Source organism: Lachnotalea sp. AF33-28 (assembly GCF_003477885.1).
Lineage (GTDB): Bacteria > Bacillota > Clostridia > Lachnospirales > Lachnospiraceae > AF33-28.
This window is the reverse complement of record NZ_QUEE01000011.1, coordinates 1-16,752: the sequence shown is the minus strand read 5'-3', so window position 1 is coordinate 16,752 and position 16,752 is coordinate 1. Positions and strand designations below refer to the sequence as shown.

The following is a 16,752-nucleotide window of genomic DNA, read 5'->3' as shown; positions in this document are numbered from 1 at the left end:
CTATGAAGCAGAAAAAAGAAAACAGTATGGCATTGCTGCTCCATTGGGCCGGAGAACAGAAATTTTGGTTGTTTCTGGCAATCCTGCTGTCCATGTGCAGCGGGCTGTGTATTATTGTCCCATACATTGGGATTTACAGGTTGATGGATGCCACATTCAACAATGCCTGCACAAAAGAACTTGTGGTGCAGACTGTGGCAATGATTGCCGCTGCTGTCACCCTGCGTTTTGTACTGTTCGGATGTTCCGGCGTGGCTGCCCATAAAGGCGCGTATGGCGCGCTGTTCAAAGTGCGCTGTATGGTGGCGGAACACATGGCCAGAGCGCCTTTGGGTGCCCTAAATGAACGGCGCACAGGGGATATTAAAACGGTTCTGAATGAAGATATTGAAAAACTGGAGTTGTTCCTGGCCCATAACCTTCCTGACCTTGTGTGCTATCTGGTTGGGCCGGTAGTCATCTTTATTTACCTGATGACCGTCAATATTCCTCTGGCATTGATTTCCCTGGTTCCGCTGATCCTTGCTGTTGTTGTAATGGGGATGATGTTCCGCAACACGGATGACCTGATGGAACGGGCCAATCGCTCCATTACCACACTGAACTCGGTTATGATTGAGTACATCAGCGGTATGAAATTGATTAAAGCCTATAACATGGGGAGCAAATCGTTTCAAAAGTTTTCAGATGCTATCCAGGAAGAAAACGCTATGTGGAATGAAACTTCCCGGCGCATGGGGCCACCTTATGCGGCCTTTGTTGTTATCATCGAATGTGGGATGTTGCTGATGGTTCCAATCGGCGGAATGTTTTTCCTCAAAGGCTCACTGGCAGCCAGCGCATTTTTGCTGTTCGTCTATGTAGGTTCCATGTATCTGACGGAAATCCGCCCCCTGCAAGAACTGGGGACTAATTTTGCTAATGTACTGAACGCTGTTACCAAGACCAAAGAAATCCTGGATATTCCGATTTATGAGGGTGGAACGGACTTTCCCCAAAATCACGATATTGAACTTCGCAATGTCCGATTTTCCTATGACGGCAAGACCGATGTACTGCAAGGTGTCAACCTCAAAATCAATGATGGTGAGCGCATGGCTCTTGTGGGCCGATCTGGTGCCGGTAAAAGCACTGTGATTGAACTGATTTCCCGGTTCTACGATGTGCAGGAAGGAGAAGTGCTGATTGGCGGCAAAAATGTCAAGGAGCTTGACTACGATACCATTCTGAAAAATATAGCTATCGTATTTCAAAAGACCTTCCTCACCCGTGACAGCGTGCTGGAAAATATCCGTATGGGTAGTAACGCTACTCTGGAAGAAGTGCGGGCTGCCGCAAAAGAGGCACAGATTGATGACTTTATCATGTCCCTGCCGGATGGATATGACACAAAAGTGGGCAGTTTCGGCTCCCGCTTTTCTGGCGGAGAAAAACAGCGGATCGCGATTGCCCGCGCAATTCTGAAAAATGCACCTATCTTGATTTTGGACGAGGCCACAAGTGCCTCTGACCCGGAAAATCAGATGGAGATTGATAAAGCTATTCAAAATCTATGCAAAGGCAAAACAGTCATTGTAGTAGCACACCGTTTGAGTGCTTTGAAAATGTGCAACCGGGTGGCTGTGGTGGAAAACCATACAATTACCAACGTTGGCACCCATGAGGAAGTTCGGAAAACCAACGCCTACTATCGAAAAGCGTGGGATGACTACGAAACAGCCCGGAATATCACTTATCAGTTGGAGGGAGGCGAGCAGTATGAATGAGCACGATGTATTAAAAAAGAACCACAATTTCTATATTGGTGTTGGCGGTACTGTTCTGGAAGGACTTCTCTCCGGCAGCCTATTTATGCTGCTTTACTCTGTTATGCAGTTTTTGTGGTCGGGTCAATTTGACATGAACCGCGTTCTGGCTCTGACCGGTATTATTGCAGTGGTTTTTCTTCTCCGTATCCTGATTTACAGCTACGGTTATACCAAAGCGCAGATTGGCGGTGCGGAGGTCAGTAAGAATATTCGGCTTTTTATGGGTGACCATTTGAAGCGCATCCCACTGTCCCGCTTTACGCAGGGGCAGACCGGCGATTATATCAACACCATTACAAGCGACGTAAACAACTACGAAAAAATCCTGACCCATAAAGTCGGAGATTTCGCAAAGAATTTTGCCCTGTCATTGATGTTGATTGTCTTTGTTATGACACTCTATGTTCCGGCAGGAATTATCCTGCTGATAGCCGATCTTCTTTTAATCCCCGGCCTATGGCTTTCTTTCCGCATGGTACGGAAATATGGAAAAGAAAAGAACGATATTTGTGCGGAGAACGTCAGCAGCATTGTTGAGTATGTTTCTGGTATTCAGACTTTCCGAGCTTATGGTGTAGGCGGTATGAAGAACAAAACTGTTATCAACGCCATGCGGGAGTTTTCCCGGATCAGCTTTGTGTACGAATCAAAAGTGCTTCCTATTGGTGCGGTCTTTGGTATTTTGAGTTGGCTGTCCTGCCCGCTGGTTATCTTGCTGGCCTATGCACCCTGGGTCGCAGGGACACTGAACACGGTGGACTACCTTTTGATTTGTATGCTGCCCCTGTTCTGTGCAAAGCTGGCTAACTCGATTTTTGTAGACCTTACCAGTTATAAGAACCTGATGATCTCGAAAAACAAAATCTTGAGTGTAATGAATGAGCCGGAGGAAACTGGCAGCATGGAGCCGCTTCACACAGCTACCCATGAAATCACATTTGACAATGTAGATTTTGCATATGTTCCCGGTGAACCGGTACTAAAACACGCCACCTTTACGGTGCCAGATCAAAAGCTCACGGCCATTGTCGGAGACTCTGGCTCCGGCAAATCTACTATTTTGAACCTGATTGCAAAATATTATGAAGCAACGGGCGGGACGATTTCTATTGGCGGTAAACCCATTAACCATGTTGCCGCAGAGCGTGTACTGGAGCAAGTTTCTATGGTAGACCAGGACATATTTCTTTTTGACGATACCATCCGGGATAATATCCGACACGCTCGTCCTAATGCTACGGACACGGAAATCGAGGCTGCCTGCCGGGAGGCTAACTGTGACAGCTTCATCCGTAAGATGGAAAAGGGATACGATACGCCGACTGGCGAGAATGGAAATCTTCTCTCTGGCGGTGAGCGTCAGCGAATTTCAATAGCCCGCGCCATCCTGAAAAATAGCCCCATCCTGCTTTTGGATGAAGCAACCGCATCTCTTGACATTGAAAATGAGCTTGCCGTAAAGCAGGCCATCGCCAATCTGCTAAAAGAGAAAAAGACAGTGGTAATGATTGCTCATACCCTTTCCATTGTCAAAAATGCAGACCAAATCCTTGTAATGGGTGATGGTGGGATTGCTGAATCGGGAACCCATGAAGAATTGCTTGCGAAAGGCGGAAAATATGCTGCTATGTGGAACGCAGAGCAAAAAATATCAGCTTGATAGAAGCTAAAGAAGAATCATTGCATAGCGCATGAACCTGCCCCGACTACGGGGAAAGAAAAAAACCGCTGGCTGGGGCAGGTGATTTTGCGCGCTCATTTTAAGTTATTACCCTAACGGTGGTTTTGAGAAATCAGAGCCGCCGTTTCTTTGCATTTACACAAACCAATGACGACTTGCAGGGACACGGTAGTCGATGGGAGGTTATTTTACCGTGTCCTTTTCTCTTTTTCGTAGTATCCATGATCTGCACCAATTAAAAAAAGCGTAGCCCCTCCGTCGGAGCAGTCCGGTTTTGAACATGAAATTAAACAGTACATAACCGATAATACTTTTTCGTGCGCTTGTGCGGCCTTGTGTCGCACAGGCGCATTTTGCTTTCCAGACTTCGAGACAAAGTGTCCCGAGGTGCGGTGCCGTTCTCCGCCGTTGCTCCATTTCGTTTCCGACCAACCCCGAACAAACTGAAATGGAGGATTTTACGATGACTACTATCAATTTGAAAGATTTTTATTATTGGTACACGCAGGATCAGCTTATCGAAGTTTCTGACGAGGTGGCCGAAGTATTCAAGGCCGATGCCCGCTATGAAATGGCCTACCAGCGGCGGCTCTCCCGGCACAAGGCGCAGTATTCTCTGGACTGCGATGACGGGATTGAATATTCCGCTTGCCTGCATGAGCCGACCCCGCAGGAGCTCCTTGAACGGATGGAAACCTTTCTTCGTCTGTGGAACGCTCTCAATTCTCTGCCGGAGATCCAGGGCCGCAGAATTGACGCACATATCATTCTTGGCAAGTCGATTAAGGAAATTGCCGAGGCCGAGGGCGTACATGAGGAGTCTATTCGCCAGTCGATCAAGCGTGGCCTTGAACGCATGAAAAAAACTTTTTGATTTTTTCTTCTTAACCCACTTGGAATTGATGAAAAAATGTCTCGGTTTATGAGAGGAGGTTTTCTTCTTAACGCAAGGGAATAACGGCAACCCTGAGTAAGTACGGGGAGCCAAACGGTGGGTGCGCGGTGACATTTCCCAAAAGGGATTGAGCGAACAACACCAACACTGTAAATGGGCCCGGCCATCCCAAGGCCATGATCCGGCGCTGAACAGGTTGGCTGCCTGTTCCTCCGGGCTTGTCGCTTTACTTGCGTTGAGAGCGCCGCACAGAAAATAACGATTGTCTTTGGACAGGCCAAGTAAATATGTGCGGCGCTCTCTAATATTCAAAAACTATAATAAACCTCGAGACAAAGTGTCCCAAGGTGGAGTAAGGCAACAGGCCAGCATCCCGGTGGTGCTGGCCTGTTGCGTTTCCCCACCAAACAGCGGGAGGCGTTCTATCAATCTGCGAAGGAGGTTTACCGTGAAATTAACTACACAGGAACTTGAACAAATGAGAAGCGTTGACATTGGCGCGGTGGCTGCCGAGTCCCTGCCTGATGTGAGCGGTATGACCTTTGACAATGCGCTTTCCCGAAAGGAGCGCATCTCTCGATTTTTGCAGACTGTCAAAAATCCATACTGCTTTTGCATCGGTGGCGTTGGCGTGAAAATTGAATTTGCTGAAAGCGGGCCATCTCTCCAAGATAAGCTGACTGATTTCCTGCTGCGGCAAAGAAGCGGGCTGTAACTTCGGCTACAGTTCGTTTTGCTTCTTCGAGACAAAGTGTCCCGAAGTGGAGGCATCCTTGTTGTCCTCCCCGGACAGAGTTATAATATAAGTGTAATGTGATAGGGAAGGAGGAACAATGGCACGAGCAAAAAACAGAGGGTATCAGCAGAGTTTCTCTCCCTCTTACACAATCCGCCGCTGGCGGCTGGGCATCTATATCCGGCTTTCAAAAGAAGATTTGAAAAAAGGAAAAGACGATAGCAACAGCGTAAAGAACCAGCGTGACCTACTGAACGATTTTTACCGACGCAACATTGACGAGTTTGAAAGCATCACGGAATATGTGGATGATGGTCATACTGGAACGGACGCCAACCGTGAAGATTTTCAACGGCTCTTGGCGGATGTCATGAGTGGTAAAATCAACTGCGTTATAGTAAAAGACCTGTCCCGCTTCGCACGAAATTATAGCGATGCCGGAAGTTTGATCGATAACCTGTTTGTTCAAATGGGGGTTCGCTTTATCAGCCTTGCTGAGAATGTGGACAGCTACAAGAACCCCGACAGCGTTTCAAATATCATCGTTCCCATTACAAACGTGATGAACGATAATTACTGCTATCAGACTTCCAAAAAGATCCGGCAGGTATTTGATTACAAACGGCGCAACGGCCAGTATATCGGAGCATTTGCTCCTTACGGCTATGTAAAGCACCCAAAGGACAAGCACAGGCTGATTGTTGATCCCGATGCTGCTGAAAATGTCAAACTCATTTTCACAATGCTTATTCAAGGGTCATCAAAACGTGCTATCGCGCTGTACCTGAACGAACACGGCGTACCGAGCCCCTCGGCTTACAAGGTACAAAAGGGCTTGCCTGTTTCGACGAGAGGGTATGACGATCCTATGTGGGGAGTCCGCATGATCCACTCCATTCTTACCAATCCGACCTACACCGGGGATTTAGCCCAAGGCCGAAGCCGGGTGAAAAGCTACAAGGTACACCAGATTGAAGCTGTTCCACGCGAGGAATGGGTGGAAGTGGCTGGAACGCATGAGGCCATTATCGACTATGAAACTTTCGACAAGGTACAGGCTCTCTTACAGCGTGATACCCGTACTTCCCCGAAAGGCCGTGAGGTACATTTATTCAGCGGCTTTCTGAAATGTGCCGATTGCGGGCGGGCCATTACCCGATGCGTTGGCAAGAACAACAATGTATATTATTCTTGCTCAACCTACAAGAACCGTTCCCGGACAGCCTGCACCATGCACTCAATCAAGCATGAACGGCTGGAGGCTGCTGTTTTGTTCGCTGTACAGCATCAGGTACATTTGGCTGTTTCCTACTCGGAAATCGTCACGCAGATCAATTCCGCTCCAATCAAAAAAAGCCAGTCTTACCGACTGGACGATCTGATAGCTGCAAAAGAGCGGGAACTGACAAAGATAACACGTTACAAGCAATCTCTTTATCAGGACTGGAAAGACGGTGAAATCACCCAGCAGGAATACCGGGATATGAAGGCTGACTATGAACGGCAGACTTCTGATATTTCCGCGGTGCTTACCCGGCTGAACGCTGAACGCGCAGAACTGGCAAACGGTGTGGACAACGAGCATCCTGCACTGGTAGCCTTTATGAAGTATCAGAACATTGAAGCCCTCAACCGTGAAATCTTGGTTGAACTTGTGGACTATATCAAGGTCTATGAAAACGGCAATATCAGCGTGAAATTCAAATTTGCTGACGAGCTCCGCAAGATTGCCGAGTACATTGAAATTAACATTACGGAAGATACCGCAGTAGCGGGCTAACCCCCGCTACAAACCCCTTTGACAGTGTGTTTTCCTAATAGGCGCTAATCATAATATTTTTCGCCCCATACCGCTTCAAAAAGTTCTTCCGTTGAAACAACCTTTCCCTGGTTTTCACACAGATACCAGAGAATTGAAAACTCCGTCGGAGTCAGCTGAAGCTCTTTTCCAAACAAGGTACATTTGTGGCTGATCTTGCTGATCGTCATCCCTCTGATATCGTATTCGCTGCGTTTTGACACCTGTTGTGTCTGAGGCTGTTTATACCTCATATACTGTCTTAACTGCGCCTTTACTCTGGCCACCATTTCAAGAGGGTTAAATGGCTTCGTAATATAGTCATCCGCAATGGACAACCCCATGATTTTATCTCTGTCCTCAACTTTTGCTGTCAGCATAATAACAGGGAAATTAAATTTTTCCCGGATTTTCTGACAGATCTGATATCCATCGATATCCGGGAGCATGACATCCAATATGGCCAGGTTCATTTCATCGCTCTCAACACACTTTAACGCATCTGTGCCATTATAATACTTATAAACGGTAAATCCTTCGTTTTTCAGATACACTTCCACCAAATCGGCTAACTCTTTCTCATCGTCTACCACTAAAATTTTTTCATTCATCGCGTTACTCCTTACCATAGTCCCTTTTCTTTATAACAGATATTATCCAAGTTTCGTCCTTCTTTTATCCACATTTTGTCCTGCCGGCATGCCCCGCCGTTTCTTTGTTCGAAGACGCTGCGTGCGAAGGAGTGCGCGAAGAAATTTAAAAATATTGAATTTTTCTTTTCAATGGACTATAATTGTTAAATACATTGATACTTCGAGGAAAATATTCCGAGGGAACGTGTTGTGGAGAGGCTTCAGAAACATTTTAAACGGGCGAGAGAAAACGTGAACACTTATATGTGGATTTCCAGTAAGACAGACCGGTGGGTCTGTCTTTTCTTTTGCCCTTTACCATGCTAATTCGATATAACAGAAGGAGAACCTATGCAGAAAATAAAGATGCTCAAAAATATGAATAACCTATTATGGATACTTGCGGGGAACACACTCTATGCGCTGGGAGTCGCCCTGTTCATACTGCCGGCCGGCCTGATCACCGGCGGCACCACCGGTCTCGCTCTGTTTTTCCGGTTTCAGTTTCATATTCCCATTTCAGGATTTGTGCTCATTTTTAATGTAGCCATGTTTCTTACCGGACTGGCGGTGCTGGGGAAACGATTTGCGCTCACCACCCTGGTCAGCACCTTTTATTATCCGATCATACTCGGCATCATACAGCGCTTAGCCGGTTCGATGGTTCTGACCCAGGACCGGCTTCTGGCAACGGTTTACGCCGGCATACTCATTGGCATCGGAATCGGCGTCGTGATACGTCAGGGGGCTTCCACCGGCGGCATGGATATCCCGCCTCTGGTCTTAAATAAAAAGCTGGGTTTTCCCATCTCAGCCACCATGTATGCCTTTGACTTTCTGATACTGCTCTCACAGATGCTCTTCGCCGATCAGGAGCAGGTTCTCTACGGTATACTCCTGGTCATGATCTATACGGTCATCCTCGATAAAGTCCTGCTGTTTGGCAGCGCGCGCACCCAGGTAAAAATCGTCAGCCGCAGCTATCAGGAAATTCACAAAAGAATCCTCCAGGATCTGGACAGAGGTGTTACGCTATTGCATGCCCAAACCGGTTACTGTCATATTGAAAATGACGTGATCCTGACTGTGGTCTCTAACCGGGAGCTTTCAAGGCTCAACCGCCTTGTGCAGGAGCTGGATCCCGATGCGTTTATGATTGTCAGCCAGGTAAAAGAAGTCAAGGGCAGAGGCTTTACCAAGAAAAAAGAATACCGATGAAGGGCTGCTCTTCGCGTTACAGTTCATGGCTGCCGTAAACATAGCGCGTGAGGCAGGGCTTGCACTTCTGCTCCTTTTGTATTATTATATATAATACAAAAGGAGGATGCGCTATGACAATATTTCTGATCATAACCTACTATTTCATATTGGCCTGCTTTTATTACAGCTATTCTCCGGACTGGAAGATGAAAACAGGCAGGCCTTTTGTGGTTTCCGTGCCGTCCTACGAACAGAACAATCCCCGTCTCCATGAGATACTGGACGGGTATCACGGAACTATCCGCACCTTTTTTCTTATTATGGCTGGGTTAGGGCTTTTGTTTCTCGTCCCACAGATTTCCTGGAGCATACGCTTTGCAGCGCTCCTCCTGTCCATACTGCCCTGCTTTTTTATACCTTCTTTCTATGGCAGAAAAGCGCGGGCATCCGTGATGGCGCTGAAAAGGGCTGAATACTGGCCCAGAGCGGATTCCGGCAGCTATCATGTGGATCTGTCGCTGGACCGCAAAGCCGTCAACAAGGCTATGGCTCCGCTCTATGCCTTTCTGGCATCATTGCTTCCCCATGCTGCCACGGTCTGGACCTGCGTTACGGCGCAGGCAGCTTCCTATGCGCTGATTGGAGCATCCGTATGTTCGCTCCTGCTGTTATCGGCCGGATATTTCTATATTAAACATATGGCGAACCGGACCTTCTGCGATGATTCAGAGCGCAACCTGGCTCTCAATCAGTACCGCAAATACTCCTTCAGCTGGATCCTGGTATTTATGACCGCCTCGGACGGTTTCCTGTATCTGGCCCTGCTGCCGGGATTAACCGGGCAGGCAGTGGGCAGTTTTGCCGCGGTGCTCACCTCCCTCTGCGCGGCCGCCGCCTGTATTGTGCTGGTCTTTATACGGCTGACCGATTACCGCAATACAAAAGAGAAACTGCTGGCGGGCGCTTCCCGGTTTCTTTACGATGAAGACGATTACTGGTATATCGGGCTATGGGGGCTCTGCTACAATAATCCCTATGATCCCGCTCTCTTTAAAGCCAATAACAGCGGCGGCATCAATATGTGCGTGAATAAAGCCCGGCCGGGCAGCAGGGTATTCTGGTCCGTAAGTCTGGGACTTCCCGCCCTTATGATCATATGGCTCCTGGGATATCCATGGTATCTGGATGCCACTCACAGCCTGGTGGATGTAAAACTGTCAGACGGCCTGATCCGCGTGGAGAGCAGCCTGTACCGTAAATCCATTCCGGTGGATATAATAGAGGACGCATCTCTCATCTGGGAACTGGGAAACGGATCAAAATCCTACGGTACCTCCACGCCAAACTACGGCACGGGCAGCTTCCGCTATGATCTGTACGGAAGTGTCAAGGCGTATGCCGCCTGGAAGCATCCCCCGTTTCTTCTGCTTCACACGGCAGAGGGAACCTATCTGATCAATGATGACGATCCGGCCGGCACAGAAGCCCTCTATGAACAGTTAAACCGTCTGCTTGACCCGCTGCCACGCGGGGGCAACGCCGGGGAGGTGTTCGAATGATTATCTCTTTGGATTACAGAAGCGATATTCCCATCTATCTGCAAATAAGAAATGAAATTGTAAAAGGAATCGGCACAGGCGGGCTGAAATTCGGGGAACAGCTTCCCACCGTGCGCAGTCTGGCCGCAGATACAGGTGTCAACGCAATGACCGTGAACAAAGCCTATGCACTGCTAAAAAGCCAGGGCTATATTACCGCGGACCGCAGAAGGGGCGCCTGCGTCTGTGCGAGGGACGCAATGCCTTCTATAAAAGGCACCGGCAGAATGGAGCAGGAGCTGCTCCTTTTAACCAGCGAAGCCGCAATCGGCGGTCTCTCCAGAGATGAGTTCATAAAGATCTGCGAGAGCTGCTATCCGGATTTAACAGTCCCAAAGCCAACATGAAAACGTGCGCCGCCGGGCGCACCACTCACAAAATCCCGCCCGGATCCAAGCAATCCGGGCGGGATATCCGCTTAATCTGTCACAACGCCTTTCTGCAGCATGACATTCGCATACAGCGCGCTCTCGCCTGTGGCTATGACCGCATATGCTGTTTTCGCAGCTTCATAAAACTGAAAACGTTCAATATTGCCGATGGCGTCTGGCCCCCTGTCATCATATTTCGCAACAATCTCGTCGTAGGTGTCCCAGATCGGTGTCTCCACCGTATCCCCCGCCATTACTTCCATCAGATTTACCGGGTGCTCCACATAGGTATCTAGCGGAAATACCTGGAGGATTGCATCTAAAAGTTCCGGCACGCCATGGCCGTCACAGCGGATCACCACTGCATTTTTTCCCATGGACTCAGCCGGGAAATTGCCGTCTCCAATCACAATCCTGTCACTGTGTCCCATCTCGCACAAAACCTTTAAAAGTTCCGGCGATAATATTTTCGGTATTCCTTTTAACATCCTGTCACCTCCAAAAATTTTTGATATGCTTTATTCCATTTTTCTGCGTCCACCGGCTCATACCGATGAATATCCGGAGATTTTGCGATCAGCTCTCTGGCCTTTAAAAGGCTGTCCACAAGCCCTGCCGCCATCAGCTGGGTCACTATATTGCCGAGCACCGTAGCTTCCACCGGACCCGCGCTGACCGGACAGCCGCATGCGCTGGCAGTCATTCTGCAGAGCTGCCCGCTCTGGGTGCCCCCGCCCACCATATAAACGGCGTTATAGCGCCTGCCCGTGCATGCGCTGATCTGCTCCATGGTATTGCGGTATTTCATTGCCAGGCTCTGGTTGATGCAGCGGACAATCTCACCTTCGGTTTCAGGCACATATTGAGATGTATTCCTGCAGTATTCCCGGATGCGCTGCGGGATGTTGCCCGCCGGCATAAAGACAGGATCATCAGGGTCGATAAAGCAGCGGAAGGGCTCCGCTTCGGCTCCCATCTTTTCCAATTCTCCAAATCCGTATTCCTTCCCCTCCCGGATCCATTGCCTGCGGCTCTCCTGAATCAGCCAGAGGCCGATAATATTTTTCAGGAAGGCGGCTTTCTCGATGGTGCCGCTCTTGCTGATCACGGAAAAGCCTTCATTCGTGATATTATATTTCTCTGAATTTTCATCGATCAGAGGATGATCCAGTTCTGTTCCAAACAGCGACCACGTGCCGCAGCTGACAAAGATGAAATCCTCTTCCTTCGCCGGAACCGAAATCATCGCGCTCTGTGTATCATGACCGGCTACCGATATCACATGGACCGGATCCAGTTCCAGTTCCCTGCAGATATCCTCTGAAATCGGTCCCAGATCCGTGCCTCCGGGTATGATATCCGCAAACAGTTTCGCCGGCAGTCCCAGCGCATCGATCACGCGCCCAGACCACTGTCCCGCCGCCGCATCCATCAGCTGCGTGGTGGATACCATGGAATACTCGGCAGTCTTTTTACCTGTCAGCAGATAGTTAAACAGGTCCGGCACCAGCAGAAGTCTGTCCGCTCTTTCAAGCAGCTCCGGCCGGTTCTCCGCCAGCGACAGCACCTGGAATGCCGTATTGAAATCCATGAACTGGCATCCTGTAATCCGATAAAATTCCTCCCTGGAAATCTTCTCAAAGGACTTTTCCTGCATCCCTGCCGTGCGCCCGTCACGGTAATGGACCGGGTTTTCCAGCAGATACCCCTTATCATCGATCAGACCGAAATCCACTCCCCAGGTGTCGATTCCAACACTGTCAAATCCGCCGGCCAGCCTGGCCTTAATCAGTCCCTGCTTAATCTCATGGAACAGGCGCAGCACATCCCAGTACATCGTACCGCCCACAAATACCGGATCGTTGGAAAAACGGTGAATTTCTTCCAGCCGTATCCGGCTGCCGTCATAGATGCCCAGCATTGCCCGGCCGCTAGATGCTCCGAAATCAAACGCCAAAACTCTCTTTTCTTTCATATTGCCTCCTGCCCGCCAATGTGCCGATGGCCGGACGCACCGGTACACCGCCCCACACTGTCAGTGTTGAGACGGTGACCGGGCGTTCGGCCGCCGGTTCCTTCTATGGACTCATGCGGCCGTTACAAGCCGCTTCTTATTTATACATAGGGCCGTAAGTCGCACATGCCCTGTAATCCTGTCCTTCTTTGTCCATGCCGTATGCGTTCCATACTGCCGGGCGGAATATCTTTTCTTCCGGAACATTGTGCATGCAAACCGGAATTCTTAAAATGGAACACATCGTGATGATATCCGCACCGATGTGGCCATAGGTAATCGCCCCATGGTTGGCGCCCCAGTTATTCATCACATCGTAAGCGGTTTTAAACGCGCCCTCACCCGTAGTTCTGGGCGCAAACCATGTGCAGGGCCACGTATAGTCCGTTCTTTTCCAGAGCTTATCGGAGACCTCTTCCGGAAGATTTACGGTCCAGCCTTCCACCAGCTGCATCACGGGTCCTAAGCCCTTCACAATATTCAAACGCATCATTGTAACCGGCATCTCCGCTCTTGTGACAAATCTGGATGAGAAACCGCCGCCTCTGAAATATCCGTAATCCGCGGCATTCCATGTGGTAGCCTTCAGGCAGGCCTTCTGATCCTCTTCGGTCATCTCCCAGAAAGGCTTGATTACACCGTTGCCGTCCGCATCCTTCACCTCGCCGCAGGCATCGATACAGGCCGCGCCGGAGTTGATCAGGTGTATGAATCCGCCCGCCTCTGCCGCAATGCCTTCCAGCTCATAACCTGTAGCTTTCTTAACCGCCTCAGGGCTCCAGTAGGTGCGCACATCCGCAAAGATCTGAGCTCTGCCGGTCAGCAGTTTGCCAAACAGCATGCAGGTCGCATTTAACGTATCGTTTTCCGTGGCCATCACATAGGGCTCTCTCGCTCCGTTCCAGTCGAAGGAGGAATTTAGCATGGCTTCAGGGAAATCACAGTTCGGGTAAAAATCGGTCCACTGCCTCTGTCCCTGGAATCCGCCCACTATTGCGTTATGGCCGACCATCTCCTCTTCCCTTCCCTCTGGAAGATTCGGATTGCCGTTGTACAGATCTTTAATGATGCACATCATCTTAACGATGAATTCCCAGTCCTTATCCTTATCCGCGGCGCTCTTCTGAAGCTCGGGCGGATTCTTGTCAAAGCCTTCCGGACAGTTTTCCTTCACCCATGCCAGAGCTTTCTCATACTCCGCCTTATCATAGATGCCTTCGGTCATGCGGCGGATGATCTCCACCTCATCCACGGATTCCACTCTCATGCCCAGATATTCCTCAAAGAATTCCGGATTGATGATGGAACCGGCGATCCCCATACAGATGGAACCGATCTGCAGATAGGACTTTCCTCTCATGGTAGCCACTGCCACCGCAGAGCGTCCGAATCTCAAGAGTTTTTCCCTCACGTCTTCCGGAATCTCAGTATCGTCTGCATCCTGCACGTCATGTCCGTAGATCCCAAATGCAGGCAGGCCTTTCTGCGCATGTCCGGCCAGCACTGCCGCCAGATAAACGGCACCCGGCCTCTCCGTTCCGTTAAAGCCCCATACGCCTTTGATCGTCATCGGATCCATATCCATGGTTTCAGAACCGTAGCACCAGCAGGGGGTCACGGTAAGTGTAATATCCACGCCCGCCTTTTTGAATTTATCCGCACAGGCCGCAGCCTCCGCCACTCGGCCTATGGTGGTATCGGCAATGATCACCTTCACAGGCTCTCCGTTGGTATACCTCAAATTCTCTGTAAACAGCTTCGCGGCAGCCTTTGCCATATTCATGGTCTGTTCTTCCAGTGACTCCCTCACCTTCAGGGCTCCCCTCCTGCCGTCAATCGTCGGTCTGATGCCAATTACGGGATAATCCCCGATCAATCTGCTCTCTGCCATATGTAATACCTCCAATTTTTGTGCAGGATCATCCTTTAGCGCCCGCTTTTCCGGGGCAGATTGCCCAGCCATTTATCCTCCGCGCAGCAGGACATCCTGTTATATTTTACGGAATCCGGATCGCATCATCCGAATTTCTTGTGATAATTTCATTATAGGATTGATCGCCTTTTATTACTTGTGGTATAATAGCAAAAAATATAACAATATTCACATACTGTCACCAACCGTAAGGTTGATGACCTGCGCACACTTCAGTATGTGTAAAGTCGGGAGAACTGCGATGCAATTTCTGGAATACAAAGAAAATAAACAGAGGGGAACCGCTGACTTCCCCATAGAATACTACTACGTGGACTGCCATCACCCCCAGTATGCCATGCCTTATCACTGGCACCTGGAATATGAGATTCTTCGCATCGTTCAGGGCAGGTTCACACTGTTTCTGGAGGACAGGGAATTTTGTCTTTCCGAAGGGGATATGGTTTTTATCGACGGCGGGATTCTGCATGCCGGAATCCCTGTGGACTGTATTTATGAATGCGTGGTCTTTGACCTGAATGCGCTGCTGCGCCATAACAGGGCCTGCCAGCCATATGTACAAAGGCTGTCCGGGCATGACATCTTCCTGAAGAATTTTTTTCCGGCCGACCATTCACCTCTGCACCGGTGTGTCTGGAACCTGTTTGACAGCATCAAATCCGGGGGAGACGGATCGGTCCTCATCACATTGGGCTGTCTGTATCAGATCTTCGGCCTGATCTTTAAAAACGGTTATTATCGGACGCAGCAGGATCAGGAACCCAAGGTTCATAAAAAGATTCTTCAGATCAAGCAGGTTTTCGAACTGATTGAAAACAGCTATGCCGGAACGCTGACCCTTGAACAGCTTTCCAAAGCCGCCGGCATGTCCCCGAAGTATTTCTGCCGCTTCTTTCAGGAGATCACTCACCGCACTCCGATCGATTATCTGAATTACTATCGGATTGAAAGGGCCTGTTACCTGCTGATGACAACGGACCAGCCCATAACCGAGATCGCTCTAAGCTGCGGTTTTAATGACCTTAGTTATTTTATCAAAACCTTCAAGAGATATAAGGGAATCACACCAAAGAAGTACCGCTGATTCAGTCTTTGATCCGATAACATGTTCGTGTTGCAAATGCGGTTCGGTATGCTATAATAGGAACACCTGGAGAGCTTGTACCCCGATCGGGATCCCGGGATTCCGGTTACAACCGCAGTAATTGCTGCCCCAAAGATTTAGGAGGAATCAGAATGACTGAAAGTCAAAAACTTGATCTCATACTTGAAAAAGTATGCGAGACGGACACAAGATTCGATCAGTTCGAAAGCAGGTTCGATCAGTTCGGAGGCAGGTTCGATCAGCTCGAAGGCAGGTTCGGACAGATGGATGCAAGGCTCGAACAGTTTGAAAACAGGTTCGGACAGATGGATGCAAAGCTCGAACAGCTCGAAAACAGGTTCGGACAGATGGATGCAAAGCTCGAACAGCTCGAAAACAGATTCGAACAGGTGGATGCAAGGCTCGGACAGCTCGAAAACAGATTCGAACAGGTGGATGCAAGGCTCGGACAGCTCGAAAACAGATTCGAGCAGGTGGATGCAAGGCTTGAACAGCTTGAAAGCAGATTCGAGCAGGTGGATGCAAAGCTTGAACAGCTTGAAAGCAGATTCGAACAGGTGGATGCAAAGCTTGAACAGCTTGAAAGCAGGTTCGAACAGGTGGATGCAAGGCTTGAACAGTTTGAAAGCAGATTTGAGCAGGTGGACGCAAGGCTTGAACAGTTTGAAACCACACTCGTGCAAGTGGATACCAAATTGCAACAGGTGGATACCAAACTGCAGCAAGTGGATACCAGGCTGAAAAGGGTGGAGATCTCTCTGGACAATGAAACCAATCGAAACATACAGCTGATTGCGGAAGGGCATTTAAATCTTGACCGCAAATTGGACGAGGCTTTAAAATCACTGCAGCCCAATACGATGTATCACCTTAAAGTGAACCATCTGGACGGCGAAGTGAGGAAAATAAAAGAACTGGTAGGCATGGCATAAGGGTTTGTCAAGTAAAGTGTGTAAATTTTTTTGATTTTTTATCGGCGGT

The 16,752-nt window shown here is 49.2% G+C and carries 13 protein-coding genes and 1 pseudogene; 10 read left to right on the top strand and 4 right to left on the bottom strand.

Going from position 1 to position 16,752, the window contains the following annotated elements:
- Positions 1 to 2 precede the first annotated feature (2 nt).
- The 5 genes from DWZ56_RS15350 to DWZ56_RS15325 all read left to right on the top strand — a co-directional run bounded on the left by DWZ56_RS15350 (position 3) and on the right by DWZ56_RS15325 (position 6,900).
- Positions 3 to 1,766 (top strand): ABC transporter ATP-binding protein, encoded by a 1,764-nt coding sequence (locus DWZ56_RS15350; protein WP_118557515.1) that lies wholly within the window; start codon positions 3 to 5, stop codon positions 1,764 to 1,766.
- A complete protein-coding gene (locus tag DWZ56_RS15345; protein ID WP_118557514.1) occupies positions 1,759 to 3,468 on the top strand; it encodes an ABC transporter ATP-binding protein in 1,710 nt (569 codons plus the stop codon). The genes DWZ56_RS15350 and DWZ56_RS15345 overlap by 8 nt, the downstream gene beginning before the upstream one ends.
- 484 nt (positions 3,469 to 3,952) lie before the next feature.
- Complete coding sequence (locus DWZ56_RS15335) at positions 3,953 to 4,363, top strand: sigma-70 family RNA polymerase sigma factor (protein WP_014080198.1); 411 nt, start codon at positions 3,953 to 3,955, stop codon at positions 4,361 to 4,363.
- 469 nt (positions 4,364 to 4,832) lie between these two features.
- Positions 4,833 to 5,099: a DUF6870 family protein gene (locus tag DWZ56_RS15330; RefSeq protein WP_007884026.1), complete on the top strand. Its 267-nt coding sequence runs from the start codon at positions 4,833 to 4,835 to the stop codon at positions 5,097 to 5,099.
- Between the two features lie 118 nt (positions 5,100 to 5,217).
- The gene (locus tag DWZ56_RS15325) at positions 5,218 to 6,900 is read left to right on the top strand and encodes a recombinase family protein (protein ID WP_117761817.1); all 1,683 of its coding nucleotides are present in this window, start codon (positions 5,218 to 5,220) and stop codon (positions 6,898 to 6,900) included.
- Positions 6,901 to 6,947: 47 nt separating this feature from the next.
- Here the strand turns inward: DWZ56_RS15325 and DWZ56_RS15320 are convergent.
- Positions 6,948 to 7,529 (bottom strand): annotated as a pseudogene (locus DWZ56_RS15320) (response regulator transcription factor); the annotation flags it as partial.
- Between the two features lie 372 nt (positions 7,530 to 7,901).
- Between DWZ56_RS15320 and DWZ56_RS15315 the strand changes: the two are divergent.
- From DWZ56_RS15315 to DWZ56_RS15305, 3 genes are all read left to right on the top strand, one after another.
- Complete coding sequence (locus DWZ56_RS15315; protein ID WP_118557512.1) at positions 7,902 to 8,768, top strand: YitT family protein; 867 nt, start codon at positions 7,902 to 7,904, stop codon at positions 8,766 to 8,768.
- Positions 8,769 to 8,881: 113 nt separating this feature from the next.
- Positions 8,882 to 10,309, top strand: a complete 1,428-nt coding sequence (locus DWZ56_RS15310) for a PH domain-containing protein (RefSeq protein WP_118557511.1) — start codon at positions 8,882 to 8,884, stop codon at positions 10,307 to 10,309.
- The gene (locus tag DWZ56_RS15305) at positions 10,306 to 10,695 is read left to right on the top strand and encodes a GntR family transcriptional regulator (RefSeq protein WP_118557510.1); all 390 of its coding nucleotides are present in this window, start codon (positions 10,306 to 10,308) and stop codon (positions 10,693 to 10,695) included. The genes DWZ56_RS15310 and DWZ56_RS15305 overlap by 4 nt, the downstream gene beginning before the upstream one ends.
- A 71-nt stretch (positions 10,696 to 10,766) precedes the next feature.
- On the opposite strand, the gene DWZ56_RS15300 is transcribed toward DWZ56_RS15305, so the two are convergent.
- From DWZ56_RS15300 to DWZ56_RS15290, 3 genes are all read right to left on the bottom strand, one after another.
- On the bottom strand, positions 10,767 to 11,207 hold the full coding sequence (locus tag DWZ56_RS15300) for an RbsD/FucU family protein (protein ID WP_118557509.1): 441 nt from the start codon (positions 11,205 to 11,207) through the stop codon (positions 10,767 to 10,769).
- Positions 11,201 to 12,694 (bottom strand): rhamnulokinase, encoded by a 1,494-nt coding sequence (locus tag DWZ56_RS15295; protein ID WP_118557508.1) that lies wholly within the window; start codon positions 12,692 to 12,694, stop codon positions 11,201 to 11,203. The genes DWZ56_RS15300 and DWZ56_RS15295 overlap by 7 nt, the downstream gene beginning before the upstream one ends.
- Before the next feature lie 136 nt (positions 12,695 to 12,830).
- Complete coding sequence (locus DWZ56_RS15290; RefSeq protein WP_118557507.1) at positions 12,831 to 14,624, bottom strand: L-fucose isomerase; 1,794 nt, start codon at positions 14,622 to 14,624, stop codon at positions 12,831 to 12,833.
- Between the two features lie 283 nt (positions 14,625 to 14,907).
- Here DWZ56_RS15290 and DWZ56_RS15285 point away from each other — a divergent pair, with 283 nt between their 5' ends.
- A complete protein-coding gene (locus tag DWZ56_RS15285; RefSeq protein WP_118557506.1) occupies positions 14,908 to 15,750 on the top strand; it encodes a helix-turn-helix transcriptional regulator in 843 nt (280 codons plus the stop codon).
- A gap of 152 nt (positions 15,751 to 15,902) precedes the next feature.
- Positions 15,903 to 16,703 (top strand): tropomyosin, encoded by an 801-nt coding sequence (locus tag DWZ56_RS15280; protein WP_118557505.1) that lies wholly within the window; start codon positions 15,903 to 15,905, stop codon positions 16,701 to 16,703.
- The last annotated feature ends 49 nt before the right edge of the window (positions 16,704 to 16,752 follow it).

What these genes read in the sequence shown, in the direction of transcription:
- DWZ56_RS15315 (WP_118557512.1), top strand. Translation starts at nt 7,902, where the DNA reads ATGCAGAAAATAAAGATGCTCAAAAATATGAATAACCTATTATGGATA.
- DWZ56_RS15310 (WP_118557511.1), top strand. Translation starts at nt 8,882, where the DNA reads ATGACAATATTTCTGATCATAACCTACTATTTCATATTGGCCTGCTTT.
- DWZ56_RS15325 (WP_117761817.1), top strand. Translation starts at nt 5,218, where the DNA reads ATGGCACGAGCAAAAAACAGAGGGTATCAGCAGAGTTTCTCTCCCTCT.
- DWZ56_RS15345 (WP_118557514.1), top strand. Translation starts at nt 1,759, where the DNA reads ATGAATGAGCACGATGTATTAAAAAAGAACCACAATTTCTATATTGGT.
- DWZ56_RS15295 (WP_118557508.1), bottom strand. Translation starts at nt 12,694, where the DNA reads ATGAAAGAAAAGAGAGTTTTGGCGTTTGATTTCGGAGCATCTAGCGGC.
- DWZ56_RS15350 (WP_118557515.1), top strand. Translation starts at nt 3, where the DNA reads ATGAAGCAGAAAAAAGAAAACAGTATGGCATTGCTGCTCCATTGGGCC.
- DWZ56_RS15335 (WP_014080198.1), top strand. Translation starts at nt 3,953, where the DNA reads ATGACTACTATCAATTTGAAAGATTTTTATTATTGGTACACGCAGGAT.
- DWZ56_RS15285 (WP_118557506.1), top strand. Translation starts at nt 14,908, where the DNA reads ATGCAATTTCTGGAATACAAAGAAAATAAACAGAGGGGAACCGCTGAC.
- DWZ56_RS15290 (WP_118557507.1), bottom strand. Translation starts at nt 14,624, where the DNA reads ATGGCAGAGAGCAGATTGATCGGGGATTATCCCGTAATTGGCATCAGA.
- DWZ56_RS15305 (WP_118557510.1), top strand. Translation starts at nt 10,306, where the DNA reads ATGATTATCTCTTTGGATTACAGAAGCGATATTCCCATCTATCTGCAA.
- DWZ56_RS15300 (WP_118557509.1), bottom strand. Translation starts at nt 11,207, where the DNA reads ATGTTAAAAGGAATACCGAAAATATTATCGCCGGAACTTTTAAAGGTT.
- DWZ56_RS15280 (WP_118557505.1), top strand. Translation starts at nt 15,903, where the DNA reads ATGACTGAAAGTCAAAAACTTGATCTCATACTTGAAAAAGTATGCGAG.